18 protein-coding genes are annotated in these 16,665 nt (G+C 35.3%); 10 read left to right on the forward strand and 8 right to left on the reverse strand.

What is annotated here, in order from left to right; translation table 11 throughout:
* Positions 1-18: 18 nt before the first annotated feature.
* Positions 19-996: a 4-hydroxy-3-methylbut-2-enyl diphosphate reductase gene (locus C7437_RS01500; protein ID WP_111437883.1), complete on the reverse strand. Its 978-nt coding sequence runs from the start codon at positions 994-996 to the stop codon at positions 19-21.
* Between the two features lie 90 nt (positions 997-1,086).
* Positions 1,087-1,668 (reverse strand): VrrA/YqfQ family protein, encoded by a 582-nt coding sequence (vrrA, locus tag C7437_RS01505; RefSeq protein WP_111437884.1) that lies wholly within the window; start codon positions 1,666-1,668, stop codon positions 1,087-1,089.
* Between the two features lie 102 nt (positions 1,669-1,770).
* Here vrrA and C7437_RS01510 point away from each other — a divergent pair, with 102 nt between their 5' ends.
* Both C7437_RS01510 and C7437_RS01515 read left to right on the forward strand, forming a co-directional pair.
* Entirely contained in the window at positions 1,771-3,069 is a 1,299-nt protein-coding gene (locus C7437_RS01510) for a DEAD/DEAH box helicase (protein WP_111437885.1), read from the forward strand.
* Between the two features lie 13 nt (positions 3,070-3,082).
* A complete protein-coding gene (locus C7437_RS01515; RefSeq protein ID WP_111437886.1) occupies positions 3,083-3,970 on the forward strand; it encodes a deoxyribonuclease IV in 888 nt (295 codons plus the stop codon).
* A gap of 15 nt (positions 3,971-3,985) precedes the next feature.
* Here the strand turns inward: C7437_RS01515 and C7437_RS01520 are convergent, their stop codons facing one another.
* On the reverse strand, positions 3,986-4,252 hold the full coding sequence (locus tag C7437_RS01520; RefSeq protein ID WP_111437887.1) for a hypothetical protein: 267 nt from the start codon (positions 4,250-4,252) through the stop codon (positions 3,986-3,988).
* Positions 4,253-4,355: 103 nt separating this feature from the next.
* On the opposite strand from C7437_RS01520, the gene C7437_RS01525 reads away from it, so the two are divergent.
* From C7437_RS01525 to C7437_RS01535, 3 genes are read left to right on the forward strand one after another with little or no spacing between them, the layout of a single operon-like run.
* On the forward strand, positions 4,356-5,123 hold the full coding sequence (locus C7437_RS01525; protein ID WP_111437888.1) for a metal ABC transporter ATP-binding protein: 768 nt from the start codon (positions 4,356-4,358) through the stop codon (positions 5,121-5,123).
* Positions 5,120-5,968 carry a metal ABC transporter permease gene (locus C7437_RS01530; protein WP_111437889.1) on the forward strand — a complete coding sequence of 283 codons (849 nt, stop codon included), beginning with the start codon at positions 5,120-5,122 and terminating at the stop codon, positions 5,966-5,968. Before C7437_RS01525 ends, C7437_RS01530 begins: the two co-directional genes overlap by 4 nt.
* The gene (locus tag C7437_RS01535) at positions 5,965-6,375 is read left to right on the forward strand and encodes a Fur family transcriptional regulator (RefSeq protein ID WP_111437890.1); all 411 of its coding nucleotides are present in this window, start codon (positions 5,965-5,967) and stop codon (positions 6,373-6,375) included. Before C7437_RS01530 ends, C7437_RS01535 begins: the two co-directional genes overlap by 4 nt.
* Positions 6,376-6,482: 107 nt before the next feature.
* Here C7437_RS01535 and C7437_RS01540 read toward each other — a convergent pair whose 3' ends face one another.
* The 5 genes from C7437_RS01540 to C7437_RS01560 all read right to left on the reverse strand — a co-directional run bounded on the left by C7437_RS01540 (position 6,483) and on the right by C7437_RS01560 (position 10,018).
* Positions 6,483-6,623, reverse strand: a complete 141-nt coding sequence (locus C7437_RS01540) for a YjcZ family sporulation protein (RefSeq protein WP_111437891.1) — start codon at positions 6,621-6,623, stop codon at positions 6,483-6,485.
* 731 nt (positions 6,624-7,354) lie between these two features.
* Positions 7,355-7,924, reverse strand: coding sequence for a hypothetical protein (locus C7437_RS01545; RefSeq protein WP_111437892.1), 570 nt, complete (start codon positions 7,922-7,924; stop codon positions 7,355-7,357).
* Positions 7,925-7,936: 12 nt separating this feature from the next.
* Positions 7,937-9,058: a flavodoxin-dependent (E)-4-hydroxy-3-methylbut-2-enyl-diphosphate synthase gene (gene ispG, locus C7437_RS01550; RefSeq protein ID WP_111437893.1), complete on the reverse strand. Its 1,122-nt coding sequence runs from the start codon at positions 9,056-9,058 to the stop codon at positions 7,937-7,939.
* An 83-nt stretch (positions 9,059-9,141) separates the two neighbouring features.
* Entirely contained in the window at positions 9,142-9,468 is a 327-nt protein-coding gene (locus tag C7437_RS01555; protein WP_111437894.1) for a hypothetical protein, read from the reverse strand.
* Between the two features lie 49 nt (positions 9,469-9,517).
* Positions 9,518-10,018, reverse strand: coding sequence for a DUF1189 family protein (locus tag C7437_RS01560; protein ID WP_111437895.1), 501 nt, complete (start codon positions 10,016-10,018; stop codon positions 9,518-9,520).
* Positions 10,019-10,194: 176 nt separating this feature from the next.
* Here C7437_RS01560 and C7437_RS01565 point away from each other — a divergent pair, with 176 nt between their 5' ends.
* The 5 genes from C7437_RS01565 (at position 10,195) to C7437_RS01585 (ending at position 16,636) form a co-directional block, all read left to right on the forward strand.
* Positions 10,195-11,826 carry a Na/Pi cotransporter family protein gene (locus C7437_RS01565; RefSeq protein ID WP_111437896.1) on the forward strand — a complete coding sequence of 544 codons (1,632 nt, stop codon included), beginning with the start codon at positions 10,195-10,197 and terminating at the stop codon, positions 11,824-11,826.
* Complete coding sequence (locus tag C7437_RS01570; protein ID WP_111438953.1) at positions 11,826-12,305, forward strand: DUF456 domain-containing protein; 480 nt, start codon at positions 11,826-11,828, stop codon at positions 12,303-12,305. Before C7437_RS01565 ends, C7437_RS01570 begins: the two co-directional genes overlap by 1 nt.
* 119 nt (positions 12,306-12,424) lie before the next feature.
* Positions 12,425-13,033 (forward strand): superoxide dismutase, encoded by a 609-nt coding sequence (locus C7437_RS01575; protein ID WP_111437897.1) that lies wholly within the window; start codon positions 12,425-12,427, stop codon positions 13,031-13,033.
* A 217-nt stretch (positions 13,034-13,250) separates the two neighbouring features.
* The gene (locus C7437_RS01580) at positions 13,251-15,494 is read left to right on the forward strand and encodes a peptidoglycan D,D-transpeptidase FtsI family protein (protein WP_111437898.1); all 2,244 of its coding nucleotides are present in this window, start codon (positions 13,251-13,253) and stop codon (positions 15,492-15,494) included.
* Positions 15,495-15,661: 167 nt separating this feature from the next.
* A complete protein-coding gene (locus tag C7437_RS01585) occupies positions 15,662-16,636 on the forward strand; it encodes a PstS family phosphate ABC transporter substrate-binding protein (protein ID WP_111437899.1) in 975 nt (324 codons plus the stop codon).
* The last annotated feature ends 29 nt before the right edge of the window (positions 16,637-16,665 follow it).

The raw sequence follows: 16,665 nt of genomic DNA on the forward strand, positions 1-16,665 counted from the left end.
AAGAGCAGCTTTTATTTCTTAATTTACTGGATATGGTTCAATTCGTTCTACAGGTTGAGGAATTTTAATCTTCGGTAGAATTTTACTAGCTAATACTTTTTTCGTCGTATCATGAGTTTCTGGATTATTTGGATCGTATTTTTCCAAAAACTGAATAACTTCTTTGACAATTGGCGTAGGAGTAGAAGCGCCTGCTGTTACAGCTACATGAGCAATATTTTCAAGCCATTCCAATTTTAGCTCAGATACATCCCCGATTCGATAGGAAGGAGTCTGTGCGATTTCCTCTGAAACTTGTGTCAATCTATTAGAGTTATTACTCATGGGATCCCCTACAACAATAAGAAGTTCTGCTTCGCCTGCTTGTTCTGCAACAGCCTCTTGCCTAACTTGAGTCGCTAAACAAATTTCTTTATGCACGTCAACATGCGGGAATTTTTCTTTCAATTTTTCCATTAAGTGGACAACATCCCACTGAGACATCGTTGTTTGATTGGTTACTAGTAATTTGTCCGTTGTCAGGTTTAAATTTTCAACATCTTCAATTGATTGTACAAGGTGAACTTTATCTGGAGCAACTCCAATAGCTCCTTCTGGTTCCGGGTGACCTTTTTTCCCAATGTAAATAATGTCATAGCCTTGTGCAGTTTTTTCTTTGATCAAGTCATGTGTAACAGTTACATCAGGGCAGGTTGCATCAATAGATACTAATCCTTTTTTACGCGCAAGCTCTTTCACTTCTGGTGATACACCATGAGCAGTAAAGATGACGGTTCCTGTATCTACTTTGGAAAGTATATCTAAACGATTTTCACCATCTAACGTAATGATCCCATCTAGTTCAAATGCGTCTGTTACATGTTTATTGTGAACAATCATTCCTAAAATATATATTGGCCGTGGAAGGGATGTATCTAGGGCAGCATTGCGTGCAATTATCATTGCATCTACTACACCATAACAATATCCTCTAGGCGAAATTTTTTGTACAATCATGTTTTGTACCCCTTTCAATATGAGCATACTCATATTATAACGGAGCACTACGTTGAATACAAAAAAATCAAATTTGTCGACGAGATAAAGTTAAAATGGAGGTTGGAATATTCTAGGTAGTGATACTCCAGTTGATACCGCAGATGTAGCTGTTCTAGCAACAGATGCTGCAGAAACAGCTGCGTTAGAAGCATTTGCAGCCACATTTACACCTGCTGCAGGTACATTAGGCATAGATTGGAAGCCTTTGTAAAGCTTCCAAAGTGCGGGCACATTTTGAAACATTGGTGCGTATTGTCTTACCATTGGCGTAATTTGTTGTGCAGTATTTAAAAATTTATCGGCAGTTTGTAAATAAGACATTGTTTTATTTGCGACAGGTCCTTGTTGGAAACTTCCAGGAGCACCAGGTCCCCCTTGACCGACAAAACCACCACCAGGTCCTCCTTGACCACCAAAACCACCAGGTCCTTCCTGTTGGAAACCTCTTTGAATTCCTTGTTGAAGGCGGCCTAGGATATTATTTGGTTGTGCAGCTTGTGGACTAGTGGGCATGCCAAATCCAAAGGGATTCTGCGGAGGAGGGGGAGGATTTGCAACTGGCGGACCATTAAAATCAAAAAAATCGTTCGCTCTTGTTTGAGAGAATGGATAAAAAGACTCATAGCGCATATTTTCTTCTCCTTTCATATAAATAGTCTTTCTATTCTATGCAAAATATACAGTTTATGTACAATCGTGGTACAATAAAGAAATGTGAAGGAGTGACGTAGGATGTCAAAATATACAGATTATAATTTAAAGCCTTTTTTACAAGAAGCAATCGATAAACTAGGCTTTCAAGAACCAACACCAATTCAAAAGGAAATAATTCCGCTAATTTTGAAGGGGAAAAGTGCGATTGGTCAAGCGCATACTGGAACAGGTAAAACGCATAGCTTTTTGATCCCAATTGTTGAAAAAATAGATGCTAGTAAAAAAGAAGTACAAGCAATTATTACATCACCAACAAGAGAGCTTGCAACACAAATTTATAATGAGTTGAACAAGCTAGTAGAAGGTACAGATATTCAAACAAAATTATTCATCGGTGGTACAGATAAAGCACGTGCGATTGAAAAGTTAAAAACACAACCACAAATTGTAGTAGGTACTCCAGGTCGAATTCGCGATTTAACCGTTGAACAAGCATTACTAGTGCACACTTCAAAGATTTTAGTTGTAGATGAAGCAGATCTTGCATTTGATCTTGGTTTTATCACTGAAATTGATCAGTTTGCATCACGTATGCCTGAACAACTAGAAATGTATGTATTCTCTGCGACAATCCCAGAGAAACTACAACCATTCTTGAAAAAATATATGGACTCACCAGTTCATATTAAGATTGGCCACAAACGTCCTGTAGCAGATGGTATTGATTTCATTGTTACGCCAGTGCGTAGTAAATCAAGAAAGAAACGTCTACTTGATGTAATTGAAGGAATTAATCCATACTTAGCAATCATTTTTGCCAATACGAAGCAAAATGCTGATTCAGTAGCTCATTACCTAGAAGGAAATGGCATAAAAGTAGGGGTTGTTCATGGTGATATAGCTCCGAGAGAACGTAAACGTGTGATGAAACAAATCCATGAGTTGGAATACCAATATATTGTAGCGACTGATTTGGCGGCTCGTGGAATTGATATTCCTGGAGTAAGTCACGTTATAAACTATGAACTTCCAGATGACTTAGAATTTTTCATTCACCGTGTAGGAAGAACTGCTCGTGCTGGATTAACTGGAACAGCTATTACACTATTTGAACCATCTGATGAAGATGCATTAATCCGTTTAGAAAAAATGGGTATTCCATTTGAACATAAAGATGTAGTTAATGGGGAATGGTCTGAGTTAAAAGAGAGACATGCTCGTAAAAACCGTACAAAAAATGAAAGTGAAATTGATATGATAGCGAAATCTAAAGTTCGTAAACCTAAAAAAGTAAAACCAGGCTATAAACGTGGTATGAAGTGGGAAATGGATATCGTGAAGAAAAGAGAACGTCGTATTAAAGCTCGTAAAAAGTAAGGAGGTTGTTTCATTGTTATTAGGATCTCATGTTTCGATGAGTGGAAAAGAAATGCTTCTTGGGTCAAGTAAAGAAGCAGCTTCTTATGGTGCAAATACATTCATGATCTATACAGGCGCACCTCAGAATACTCGTAGAAAACCAATTGATGAACTAAATATTGAAGCAGGATTACAACATATGAAAGAAAATGGAATATCGAATATTGTTGTACATGCTCCTTATATTATCAATCTTGGAAATACAACGAAGCCAGAGACATTTACTTTAGGCGTCGATTTCTTGCAAAAAGAAGTCGAAAGAACAGCAGCGCTGGGAGCAACGCAAATTGTATTGCACCCAGGTGCACATGTTGGAGCTGGAGTAGATGCGGGAATTAGTAGGATTGTAGAAGGATTAAATGAAGTTCTGACACAAGACTTTCCTGTTCAAATTGCTCTAGAAACAATGGCTGGTAAAGGAACAGAATGTGGTCGTACATTTGATGAATTAGCACAAATCATAGATCGTGTAGTTAATAATGAGCGACTGTCTATTTGCATGGACACTTGCCATATTCATGACGCTGGTTATGATGTAGTGAATGATTTTGATGGTGTACTAAATGAATTCGATAAATTGATTGGCCTCGATCGTTTAAGAGTACTTCACATTAATGATAGTAAAAATATCCGTGGTGCAGCGAAAGATCGTCATGAAAATATTGGTTTTGGAGAAATAGGTTTTGATGCGCTTCAATATGTTGTGCATCATCCTCAGTTGCTACATATACCTAAAATTTTAGAAACTCCTTTTGTTGGACTCGATGCTAAAACAAAACAAGCTCCATATAAAATTGAAATCGAGATGCTTCGTTCAGAAAGCTTTAAGCCGGAAGAAATCGATGCATTACGAATATAATATTTCTAAGTACTCTCATTTTTCTTTAAAAGATGAGGGTACTTTTTCTTTTAACTGATTAAATAGATCAATAGCCCGATCTTCACCTAAAATGTCTACAAGTTTATGTTGAATAGGCAATGGCACTCCTATGAGTAGCCAGGATAGAGAAATTTCTTGAAGTAGTGGGTAGACGCCTTTTAATTCTTTGTCAGATAATTTTATATCAAAACCTAGTAAAATATTTTTAAATTCTTTTATGGAACTAGTTTGTAATTGATAAATGAACTTGGAAATATCCATTAATACACCCTTTCAAGTTAAAATGATTTACACATAGAATGTTTTCATCTATACTTAATTTTTGTAAATCGTAATGATTATTAATTAGAATAGAGGAAACAGAATGGCCAAACAATTAATTAACTTACATAATGTTTTTTATCAATATGAACAGACTGTAGCATTGAGAGATATTAATTTAATAATAGAAGAAGGCGATTTTTTAGCAATAATCGGTCCAAATGGTTCTGGAAAGTCAACTTTGTTAAAAATTATTTTGGGATTAATAAAACCGACAAAAGGAGAAGTTTTTCTTTTTGAAAAGCCGGTGAGTCAATTCAAAGAAAAAGAACTTATTGGATATGTGTCACAAAAGTCTAATTCGTTTAATACTGGATTCCCTGCAACAGTAGCAGAAGTTGTACGAAGTGGTTTAGTAAAAAAAGTAGGGTTATTTCATCGTTATCCCAAAAATGTGCGCAATCAAGTGAAACAAGCGCTAAAATCTGTAGGAATGGAAATGTTTGCAGAGAAAAACATTGGCGACTTATCTGGTGGTCAACAACAACGTGTGTTTATCGCAAGGGCATTGATTAGCGATCCTAAAATTTTAATATTAGATGAGCCGACAGTTGGGGTAGATAGTAAAAATGTTCGCTCGTTTTATAATATGTTAGCGCATTTAAATCGGGAACATAATATTACGATTGTACTCGTTACACATGATGTAGATGCAGTATCGATAAGTATTAGTCATGTAGCTTGTTTGAATCAGACAATCCACTTTCATGGGTTTAAAAATGAAATGGATTCGATGAGTGATAAACAATTGGAAGCATGGTACGGGCATTCTGTTCGGAAAGTGGATCATCATAGTGAGGTGCAATCATGATCGATGCAATATTAAATTATCAATTTTTACAAAATGCCTTTGCATCTGGACTAATCATTGGAGTGATTGCGCCACTTTTAGGGGTGTTTGTCGTTGTTCGTAGGCTTTCTTTGATTGCTGATGCTTTGAGCCATGTAACGCTTGCTGGAATCGCTGGTAGCTTGTATTTAAGTCAATCATTTGGTGCACTTGCTTTGTTAAATCCATTGTATTTAGGGATTGTAGCATCTGTTACTGGATCTTTGTTTATTGAACGTTTACGGAGATTGTATAAACATTATGAAGAATTGGCGATTCCGATTATTATGTCAGCAGGGTTAGGCATTAGTGCCATTTTCATATCGGTATCTGAAGGGTTTAGTTCAGATCTTATTAGTTATTTATTTGGTTCTGTTTCTGCTGTAAGTAGACAAGATTTATGGATTGTTGTGTCTATTGCAATTATCGTGATTTTATTTTTGAGCTTATTTTTTAAAGAGTTCTTTGTGTTATCTTTTGATGAAGAGTACGCGAAAGCATCAGGTCTGCCTGCAAAGTGGATTCATATTTTATTCATGATTGTTACTGCACTTGTAATAGCGGGATCAATGCGAATTGTTGGGATTTTACTTGTTTCTTCTTTAATGACCTTGCCAGTAGCTGCTGCGATGCGTATTGCGAAAAGTTTTAAGCAAGCAATCATTTACTCTGTAGTATTTGGTGAACTTGCAGTATTGGTAGGCTTAGTGAGTGCATTTTACTTAAATATAGCACCAGGTGGAACCATTGTCGTTACTTCTATTATTATCTTACTTCTTACTTTATTAACGAAAAAAATAAGAATTAAAGGGGTGCAAATACAATGAACATTAATAGAGCGTGGGAGATTCTGAAAAAAGAAGGCTTCAAGAAAACAGATAAAAGGGAGCAAATATTAGATATTTTTTCACAAACTACAAAGTATATTACGCCTCGAGATATTCTAGATGTTATGATGGCGGAACATCCGGGGATGAGTTATGATACGATCTATCGTAATTTAAATACGTTTGTAGAGCTTGGTATTTTAGAAGAGACTGAGCTAACAGGGGAGAAACATTTCCGCATGCATTGTGAAACGGATCATCATCATCACCATTTTATCTGCACCTCGTGTGGAAATATTAAAGAGATTAACATTTGCCCAATGGAATTGTTGCATAATTCTATTCCAGGGTATCAAATAGAAAATCATAAGTTTGAAATCTATGGAAATTGCCCACAATGTCATTGAAAAACACCGCCAAATATTCGTTTGGCGGTGTTTGTTTTTATCTAAATGCTCACATATCATTCATATGACAAAAAAATGTCTCAGATATACTCTTTTAAAGTATTACGTCAGCAACCATAACCGCCGTATCCACCACCGTGGTCACCTGAATTGAAGGCAGCCGCGGCAATAATAATCAAAAGAATAAATAAAACAATAATTAACGCAAATCCTGATCCGTTACCGTATCCACTTTTAGTCTCACCCATAATGTAACACCTCCTATATTCGGAATACTTCATACTATGTCAATAATGGAGGGTTCTCTGATTCATTCGTTTAGATTTAAAATATATTTATAATTAACTGGAGGTATAGCCAAGGAGGAGAAATGAATATATAAGTGAAAATTTTAGACATCCGGATCACAAAAGAAAGCGCTCCTAAAACCAACCGATCAAAAAATAATCCCAAACCTCAAAAATGGCCAAAATCCACATACGGCATAATTTAAAATAAGTACAAAAACAGGAGAGAAGTCTCTTTTGGCACTTATTTTCGGATAAGTCGTATAGTCATTTTGCTATATTTTATAAATCATGACTAATAAATTAAATAGAAATATTTAACGTGTAGCAATGATAGATGTCTAATTTGTTTTTGATGATTCACAGCCATGTAAGTCAATGTTTTTTGGTTCGCTTCTAGGATCGCGTTTATGAGTTTGCCACAAAACTGCGGGGCATTTGAGTCTTATTTTCTTCTAAATATCTATGAAAGTAAAAAAATCAGCAAAGAGAATATTGGAAAAATAAGGTTAAATAGAAAACGTGACTTGAAAAACTACATAAAAAAAGACTGCCGCAAAAATCAGTTTTACTGACTTTCCCGACAGTCCCACGACAAATAAATAAATAAATTATAGGCGACTAAATTCTTCACTAACGTCATTTGACAAAGTACCGCATGTGGAAAAAGGGTACATTAGCGGTTTTGTTTCTTAAATAGAAAATTCTTTTTCAATCCATTTATTCGCTTCTAACCAGTTGTTCACCCGAATTACCCCTTTAGGAGCAGGTTGTTGGTTATATGGTGTGTTAAATAATAGTACCGGAATATCTAGTTCTTCATGGATTTCTACTGCATTATCATGCTTATCCTCAAAGAACACATGAACTCCATGTCTTTTTGCAGTTTCAATTTTGTTATGTGATCCGATTAATTCAATATGATCATATAGTAATTCTTGTTCTTTAAACCAATTTAGCGTGACATCCAGAACATTTTCTCCACGAGCAGAGATAAAGAACAGTTCGTACTTCTCTTTCCAAGCGGATAATACTGCATGAGCATTTGCTTGAATAGGTGAAGTTGCGTAAATATGTGGCTCTGATTTTTTGAACCAAGTATAAAAGTCTTCTTGACTAATGTCGAATGCTTTCGTTAAATCATATTCTTTTATATCAGCTAGTTGTAAATTTGTTTTAAATGCACTATTTATATGTGGTAGTAAGGAAGTGGGGGATGTTACCGTCCCATCAATATCTATTCCGAAGCGTACGTTCGTCATCTCATCTACTCCTTACACTTGTTGGTTTTCAAGTGCTTTTTTTTCAAGTAATTGTTGTTCGAAATATTCTGCAGCAATTTTATCAATTTCTACTTTTAATTCTTCAACCATAGTTGCTTCTGGTACTTTACGAACTGTTTTTCCTTTTCGGAATAATAGGCCTTCTCCGCGAGCTCCTGCAATACCAATGTCAGCCTCACGAGCTTCTCCGGGTCCATTTACAGCACATCCAAGAACAGCTACTTTAATAGGTGCTTTAATGTGAGAAATATATTCTTCTACTTCATTTGCAATGGAAATTAAATCGATTTCAATACGACCGCAAGTAGGGCAAGAAATTAATGTAGCTGCGTTAGAAGAAAGTGCGAAAACTTTTAATAATTCACGAGCTACTTTTATTTCTTCTACTGGATCTGCACTGAGAGATACACGCATAGTGTTTCCGATTCCCATACTTAGAAGTGTTCCTAGTCCTGCAGCGCTTTTAATCGAACCAGAGAAAAGTGTTCCTGATTCAGTAATTCCCAAATGAAGGGGATAGTCAAATGCCGCAGCTGCTAGACGGTATGCTTCTACAGCAAGAGTTACATCTGATGCTTTCATAGAAACGATTATATCGTGGAAATCTAAATCTTCTAGAATTTTAATATGATGTAAAGCACTTTCTACCATACCTTCAGCAGTAGGGTAGCCGTATTTTTCAAGGATTTTTCTTTCTAGAGATCCAGCATTTACACCAATACGAATCGGAATCCCTTTTGCTTTTGCTGCGTTCACTACAGCTTCAACTTTTTCTTTACGTCCAATATTACCCGGGTTAATACGAATTTTATCTGCACCTTGTTCAATTGCAATAAGGGCTAGTTTATAGTCAAAGTGGATATCCACAACTAATGGAATATTAATACGTTTCTTAATTTCTCCGATTGAGTAGGCAGCACGTTCATCAGGACAAGCGACGCGAACGATTTGACAACCAGCCTCTTCTAGTCTCAGGATCTCTGCTACTGTAGCTTCCACATCATGTGTTTTTGTTGTCGTCATACTTTGAATAAATAGCTCGTTGCTACCGCCTATTGTTAAATCTCCAACTCGAACTGCGCGAGTTTTGGAACGATGAATTAATTCACTCATGAAATTCTCTCCTTCTTGAGGCTTTATGCCATCACTATTCTTCATTTTATCAGTCTTTTGATGGAAAAGACAAGGGTGAAACCTTAACTTTCATTTTCGCAAGCTTTTGTAAAAGAATAGATTGGCAATAATACTTGTTCCCCAGTTTTAATCGTTTGATTTACTAAATGGGGGTTTAGTTCATAAAAATCTGCTAGTCTCTCTTGGTAAGTGATAGATTGACTAGCGGGATACATCGCGAATAATGAGTAAAAAGTGTCTCCTGTTACTATTTCTACTGGTATGAAATCTATGTTTTCAATACATTCTTCTTCTGAAAAAAAAGCAAGAGGAATTGTTCCCTCAAACAAATCTACTTTTATAATATATAACGAAAGCAAGATTATGATAGTTGCAACAAATATTTTCATATAAAACCCTCCTTTTCATACTTTATGAAGAAAAGAAGGGTTTTATGAATTATTTTTTAATAGGATAAAATCTACATGCCAGCACTAAATATACGAATGTAATTGCATAGATTGTAATTTGAATATAGCCATTTTCCAATTGTAAAATAGCAACTACTAAAGAGAGGATCATAGATACAGTACTTGCGAATAGGGCAGTTCTCCATAAGTGCCGGTAATCGCCTCTTCGCTTCATTGTATAAAGGATAAATGTTCCGATATAAGCAAAAATACTAACTCGGATAAAGCTAAATAACGTATTTAAGACAAATAAAAATACAAAAGCAAAAGGATAAAGTAGCCACTGGATATCTTCAAAGTATTCTAGTAATCCTTCCATACTAGATTGTTGAACAGATATTCCATTGATAAATTGAACAAAAGAAATGATTGTTAACAGAAAAATAAATATAAATATATATTGCATCACTTTTCCAATCGAAATTAGTCGAAATATGGCTATTTTTTTCGGACTATGCAAGCTTGCTTTAAAAAGTTGGAATAAATTCATTATAAGTGCCATCCTTTCCAACCTATTTTAGCATTATTTTTAGTGCAAAAACAAAAGAAAAACGTTAGAATGTTAAGGTATTGTAAAGATTATGTATTATAGCTTTACAATTCTTTCATAAACAAATGATAATAGGAGACGTGCGAAAAATGTCGAAACGGGAGTTGGCTTATTAAATGGAGTTGAATTGGCAAGAGATGCTATTTGAATTTTTTGGTGGATTAGGTATTTTTCTATTCGCCATTAAGTATATGGGAGATGGATTACAAAAAGCAGCAGGAGATAGATTGAGAGATATTTTAGATCGGTATACAACAAATCCTTTTATGGGTGTGTTAGTTGGTGTTATCGTGACAGTTCTTATTCAATCGAGTTCAGGAACAACTGTTATAACGGTTGGTTTGGTGAGTGCAGGATTTATGAATTTGCGACAAGCAATTGGTGTAATTATGGGAGCCAATATTGGAACAACAGTCACAGCTTTTATCATTGGATTTGATGTCGCAGAGTATGCTCTACCAGTTATGGCAGTAGGAGCTTTCCTTATCTTCTTTTTCAAAACGAATAAAGTGCAAAATATTGGAGAAGTTATTTTTGGATTTGGTGGCCTATTCTTAGGTCTTGAGCTAATGAGTGGTGGAATGAAACCTTTAAGAGAAATGACAGCATTTACAGATTTTACTCTTTCTATGAGTGACCATCCTATTTTAGGTGTTATCGCAGGTACACTGTTTACTTTAATTGTACAAAGTTCAAGTGCAACAGTTGCGATATTACAAGGACTCTACTCTGAAAATCTTCTATCACTTTCGGGATCACTACCAGTTTTGTTTGGTGATAATATTGGGACGACAATCACAGCAGTCCTTGCTTCTTTAGGGGCGTCTATTACAGCTAAACGAGCAGCAGCAGCACACGTGTTATTTAATGTTGTCGGCACTGTTGTATTTATGTTACTGTTAATTCCTTTTACATTATATATAGAGTGGATATCTGGAGTTTTAGATTTAGAAAGTAAAATGCAAATTGCATTTGCACATGGTTCTTTTAATGTTGCAAACACAATTATTCAATTTCCTTTAATTGGAGCTTGGGCATATGTAGTTACGAAGTTTATTCCTGGAGATGATTTAATAGTAGAGTTTAAACCAAAACATTTGGATGTAAACTTTATTGACCAATCGCCGTCCCTTGCAATTGGTCAAGCGAAAGAAGAGATTTTAAACATGGGATTATTAAGTGTACAAGGGTTGGAGACTACCTATTCCTTTTTAAAAACAAAAAATAAACGTGAGGCAGAAATTGCCTATCAACTAGAAGATGCTTTAAATAATCTAGATCAAAAAATTACCGACTACTTAGTGAAAATCTCAGCTCACCCTTTATCTGTACAAGACTCTAGTAGACATAATATGTTAATGGATACAGTAAGAGATGTGGAGAGAATTGGTGATCATTTCGAGAATATTATTGAATTAATTGAGTATCAAGAAGTGAATAAAATCATTCTCACGGAAGATGCACTGGTAGATGTCTCGGAAATGTTTGAAATAACTATTGATACTGTTAAAAAAGCAATTAATGCATTAGATACAAATGATGACGAACTTGCACGCGCAGTTTCAGAACAAGAAAATATAATTGATCGAATGGAACGAAAATATAGAAAAAATCATATATTGCGTGTAAATGAAGGACGATGTACAGGACAAGCTGGTATCAATTTTGTTGAAATTTTAAGTAATCTTGAACGTATTGGTGACCATGCTTCAAATATCGCGGATGCAGTTTTAGGTAAACGTGTATGATAGAAATTATTGGTTGGATAATCATTATTGCTTGTTTTATTGTTGCTTATATAGGAACATTTTATCCAATCATTCCTTCTGTCGTATTTATGGTAATTGGCTATATTGTATACGGGTTGTTTTTCTCCTTTACGGAGTTAACGTGGTTATTTTGGCTTATTCAATTATTGTTTGTTGTATTATTATTTGGTGCTGATATGGCCGCAAATGCTTTTGGAGTTAAGAAATTTGGTGGAACAAAAGCTGGTGTATGGGGCAGTACGATTGGATTAATTTTTGGTCCATTTATCATTCCAGTAGCGGGTATATTGATAGGTCCTTTCCTTGGTGCGGTATTAGCGGAGTTAATCGTAACTAGAGAAGGGATCAAGCAAGCAATAAAATCTGGATTTGGTTCGTTAATTGGTTTCCTTACTTCATCTGTAGTTAAAATAATAATATTAACGGTTATGTTAGTAGTCTTCATTATTTTCGTATAGTTTCAGTCAAAAGTATGAAAGTTATAATTTTAATCGTTTTTAATTGAACGTTTTCTAATTCTTTGTTACGCTAGGACATGGAAAGAATTTTCTAAAATTTTCTTTAGGAGGAAACTATAATGGCATATGAATTACCAGAATTACCTTACGCATACGACGCACTAGAACCACATATCGACAAAGAAACGATGAATATTCATCACACTAAACATCACAATACGTATATTACGAACGTAAACAATGCACTTGCTGATCAAGCAGAACTTCAAGGTAAATCAGTAGAAGAGTTAATCGCTAATTTAGATGCTGTTCCAGAAGCAATTCGTACAGCAGTACGTAACAACGGTGGCGGACATGCTAACCATTCTCTTTTCTGGCAAATCCTTTCACCAAACGGTGGCGGAAATCCAACTGGTGAATTAGCTACAGCTATCGATGCTAAATTTGGTAGCTTGGACGCTTTCAAAGAAGAGTTTGCTAAAGCAGCTACAACTCGCTTTGGTTCAGGTTGGGCTTGGTTATCAGTTGCTAATGGAGAATTAGAAGTTTCTTCTACAGCTAACCAAGACTCTCCAATCATGGAAGGTAAAACTCCATTATTAGGTTTAGATGTTTGGGAACATGCTTACTATCTAAACTATCAAAACCGTCGTCCTGACTACATCGGTTCTTTCTGGAATGTAGTAAACTGGGATGAAGTATCAAAACGCTTCGAATCAGCGAAATAATAGAAGTATGAATGGGCGTTTTGTCGCCAATTGAAATAAATATAAAAATGAACTTTAGCACACACTTTTTCGTCTAAAAGTGTGTGCTTTTTATGTTACACTAATAAATAGTGAAATAAATTAGTTTTATACTAAAAAGTGAATGCTTCCGGTAACCCGGATTCAAAATCTTGGTCCTAATAAACTAAGATGAATTTGATAGAAACAGGTGAACCCCATGCGAAAAACCCAAAAAAAACGTGCACAAAGTATAAAAGCAAAGCAACGAGTTAACATTACTTTTCGTATGAATATTCTGTTTTTCTCTATTTTCCTATTGTTTACAATGCTTGTCTTAAGATTAGGTTACTTACAAATTGTACAAGGAGAAGATTATGTCAGAGTACTCGAACGTACGGAAGAGGTTGCAGTAAATACTAGTGTACCTAGAGGTAGAATTTTTGATAGTTTAGGTAGAGTATTGGTAGACAATGAGCCACAACGCGCTATTACGTATACAAAGATGCAAACAACTAAGTCGACCGAAATGTATGAAGTTGCAAAAGCATTAAGTGTATTGATTAAAAAAGATATAAAAGGTATTACAAAGAGTGATTTACAAGATTACTGGTTGATGAAATATCCTGATGAAGCTAATGACTTAATAACAGATAAAGAGCGAGATAAAATTAACAATAATGAAGAATTAGAAACGCCAGAGAAAAATAGCGCAATTAACAAATTAACAAGAAGTAAGATTACAGAAGAACAATTAAATTCATTCAATAATGAAGAATTAGAGATTATAGCAATCTATCGTAAAATGGCTTCTGGGTATGCACTCTCTCCTCAAATTATTAAAGGGGAAGATATCCCAGCAGCAGATGATACTGCAGAAGAAATTGCAGGGAAAACTGTTTCAGTAGAAGAGTTCGCACGAGTTTCAGAGCGTTTAGGGGAATTAACAGGTGTAAATACAACGACGGACTGGAGAAGAGTTAAAACTTCTTCTTTAGCAATATTGGGTACAACCACATTACCAAAAGAAGGTATACCGAATGATCGTTTAGACTATTTTCTTTCGAGAGATTATACCAGAAATGATCGAGTAGGAAAAAGTTATATCGAAGAGCAGTATGAAGAAGTTCTTCAAGGTCAAAAAAGTGTTGTGAAAAATATTACGGATGGAAAAGGTCTTGTGATTGATGTCGAAACAGTCTATGAAGGCGAAGCTGGTAAAGATTTAGTATTAACAATGGATAGTGAAGTTCAATTAGCAATGGAAGAAATTGTTGGGAAAAGATTATTAGAGTATAAGCAAAATGCTGGTACAAAATATTTAGACAGAGCATTTTTTGTTATGTTAGATCCTAATACTGGAGAAGTTCTTTCATTAGTAGGAAAAAGACTAGTCAAGAACGAAAAAACAGGTAAACAAGAAGTAGTGGATTATGCTTTTGCGACATTCACAACGGCTTATGAAGTAGGATCAACTATCAAACCGGCTACAATGCTTACTGGCTACCGTGAAGGTGTCGTTTCTATTGGAGAAACAAAAATAGATGAACCACTTAATATAGCGGGATCATCAACAAAAAGTTCTGTATTTAATAGGTCTGGAAGAATAGCCTTAACAGATAGTCAGGCGATTGAAAGATCATCAAACGTTTACATGTTTAAAATTGCGATTGAGATTGCTGGCGCTGTTTATCGATATAAAAAAGGAATTGACCTCAGTTTAGATGCTTTTGAACCAATGAGAAATGGATATGCACAAGTTGGTTTAGGAGTTCCTACTGGAATTGATTTGCCAGGGGAAGTTTCAGGCGTTGCTGGAAAAATAAAAGAAGGAGAAGGGTATACTTTAATGGATTTAAGTATAGGACAGTATGATACGTATACACCTTTACAGCTTGCTCAATTCGTTGCTACCATTGCGAATAGTGGAAAGCGAATTCAGACACATGTCGTAAAAGAAATTCGAGAGCCATCTGAGGATGGAGTTCAGTTAGGTGGATTAGTGAAGGAATTTACTCCTAATATTCTTAATACAGTTGATAATACACAAGAAGAGATTCAAAGAGTAAGAACTTCGATGCAACGAGTATACTATGGTAGTCAGGGTACTGCACGTAAAGTATTTGGTGATTTTGAACATGGTGGAGGTGGGAAAACTGGGACTGCTCAATCTTCTGCATATGATGCAGCTCTAGGTGAAAGCTTCGGAACAGTTAATTTAACGCATGTTGGCTTTTCTCCATTTGACAATCCAGAAATAGCTTATGCAGTAATTATCCCTCAAGCTTCTCTAGAATCTGTTTATAAAACAAACTTTTCTACTCCATTAGCGAGAGAACTTGTCGATAAGTATTTTGAGATTCAAAAAAAGAATGCAAATCTTAAAAATACAGACCCATCAGTTACATCAACTGTTCAACCAGCATTTACAAATGATAAAATAGATGAAGAAGAAATAGAATAATTATAAGATTAATGGCCATCATAAGAAAAATTATGATGGCCATTTTTTTCTAATCTATTCGCATTTACAAAAGATTTACAAGTTATTCATATCGCCTCAACAAATGTCGTATAAAGTAGTGATTGTAAGAAAAAAACAGAAAACAAAACTTTAGGGGGATTTACCTGATGAAAAACTGGAAATATTTTATGATGACAACAATGGTAGGATCAGCACTTGCTCTTGGAGCTTGTGGAGACGATGCAGAAACTACTGAAAAAGAAACACCAACTGAAGAAGTAACAACTGATACTGCAGAGGAACCAGAAGCAGTTCTTGAAGGAGACGTTTCAGGAGATGGATCTAGTACAGTTGCTCCAATAATGGAAGCACTTGTTGAAGAATATGCAGCAGTACAAGAAGCAGTGAAAGTTACTGTAGGTGTTTCTGGTACTGGTGGAGGATTTGAAAGATTTATCGCTGGAGAAACAGATTTCTCTAACGCTTCTCGTCCGATTAAAGATGAAGAAAAAGCAGAACTTGAAGCAGCGGGAATTGCCTATACAGAATTCCAAATTGCTAACGATGGTTTATCAGTCGTAGTAAGTAAAGATAATACTTGGGTTGAAGATTTAACAGTTGAAGATCTTAAAAAAATGTGGATAGAAGATGGCACTACTAAGAAATGGTCAGACATTAACCCAGAATGGCCAGCAGAAGAAATCGTATTCTACTCACCTGGTACTGATTCAGGAACATATGATTACTTTGATGAAGTAATTCTTGACGAAGCAGACTTAGTAAAAAAAGCAACACTTTCTGAAGATGATAACGTTTTAGTACAAGGTGTTCAAGGTGATAAAAATGCAATAGCATTCTTCGGATACGCTTATTACTTAGCAAACCAAGATACGTTAAAAGTAGTTAAAATTGGTGGAGTTGAACCAACAAATGAAACAATCGAATCTGGAGAATACTCACCACTTTCTCGTCCACTATTCGTTTATGCTAGCAACAAAGCTCTTAGTGAAAAACCTGCAGCTTATGATTTCATGAAATTCTCACTTGAAAATGCTGGTGAAATGGCAGAAGCTGTTGGATATGTAAAACTTCAAGATGCTGCGTATGAAAAAGGATTAGCTGATTTAGAAGCAGTAAAATAATATTTCAAAAAGGCAAGACAAAAAAGTAA

It is taken from the genome of Psychrobacillus insolitus (assembly GCF_003254155.1).
In the GTDB taxonomy this organism is placed as follows: Bacteria; Bacillota; Bacilli; order Bacillales_A; family Planococcaceae; genus Psychrobacillus; species Psychrobacillus insolitus.

Coding starts and splice junctions, on each gene's coding strand:
- C7437_RS01500 (WP_111437883.1), bottom strand. CDS start 996: ATGATTGTACAAAAAATTTCGCCTAGAGGATATTGTTATGGTGTAGTA.
- vrrA (WP_111437884.1), bottom strand. CDS start 1,668: ATGCGCTATGAGTCTTTTTATCCATTCTCTCAAACAAGAGCGAACGAT.
- C7437_RS01510 (WP_111437885.1), top strand. CDS start 1,771: ATGTCAAAATATACAGATTATAATTTAAAGCCTTTTTTACAAGAAGCA.
- C7437_RS01520 (WP_111437887.1), bottom strand. CDS start 4,252: ATGGATATTTCCAAGTTCATTTATCAATTACAAACTAGTTCCATAAAA.
- C7437_RS01525 (WP_111437888.1), top strand. CDS start 4,356: ATGGCCAAACAATTAATTAACTTACATAATGTTTTTTATCAATATGAA.
- C7437_RS01530 (WP_111437889.1), top strand. CDS start 5,120: ATGATCGATGCAATATTAAATTATCAATTTTTACAAAATGCCTTTGCA.
- C7437_RS01535 (WP_111437890.1), top strand. CDS start 5,965: ATGAACATTAATAGAGCGTGGGAGATTCTGAAAAAAGAAGGCTTCAAG.
- C7437_RS01540 (WP_111437891.1), bottom strand. CDS start 6,623: ATGGGTGAGACTAAAAGTGGATACGGTAACGGATCAGGATTTGCGTTA.
- C7437_RS01545 (WP_111437892.1), bottom strand. CDS start 7,924: ATGACGAACGTACGCTTCGGAATAGATATTGATGGGACGGTAACATCC.
- ispG (WP_111437893.1), bottom strand. CDS start 9,058: ATGAGTGAATTAATTCATCGTTCCAAAACTCGCGCAGTTCGAGTTGGA.
- C7437_RS01555 (WP_111437894.1), bottom strand. CDS start 9,468: ATGAAAATATTTGTTGCAACTATCATAATCTTGCTTTCGTTATATATT.
- C7437_RS01560 (WP_111437895.1), bottom strand. CDS start 10,018: ATGAATTTATTCCAACTTTTTAAAGCAAGCTTGCATAGTCCGAAAAAA.
- C7437_RS01565 (WP_111437896.1), top strand. CDS start 10,195: ATGGAGTTGAATTGGCAAGAGATGCTATTTGAATTTTTTGGTGGATTA.
- C7437_RS01575 (WP_111437897.1), top strand. CDS start 12,425: ATGGCATATGAATTACCAGAATTACCTTACGCATACGACGCACTAGAA.
- C7437_RS01580 (WP_111437898.1), top strand. CDS start 13,251: ATGCGAAAAACCCAAAAAAAACGTGCACAAAGTATAAAAGCAAAGCAA.
- C7437_RS01585 (WP_111437899.1), top strand. CDS start 15,662: ATGAAAAACTGGAAATATTTTATGATGACAACAATGGTAGGATCAGCA.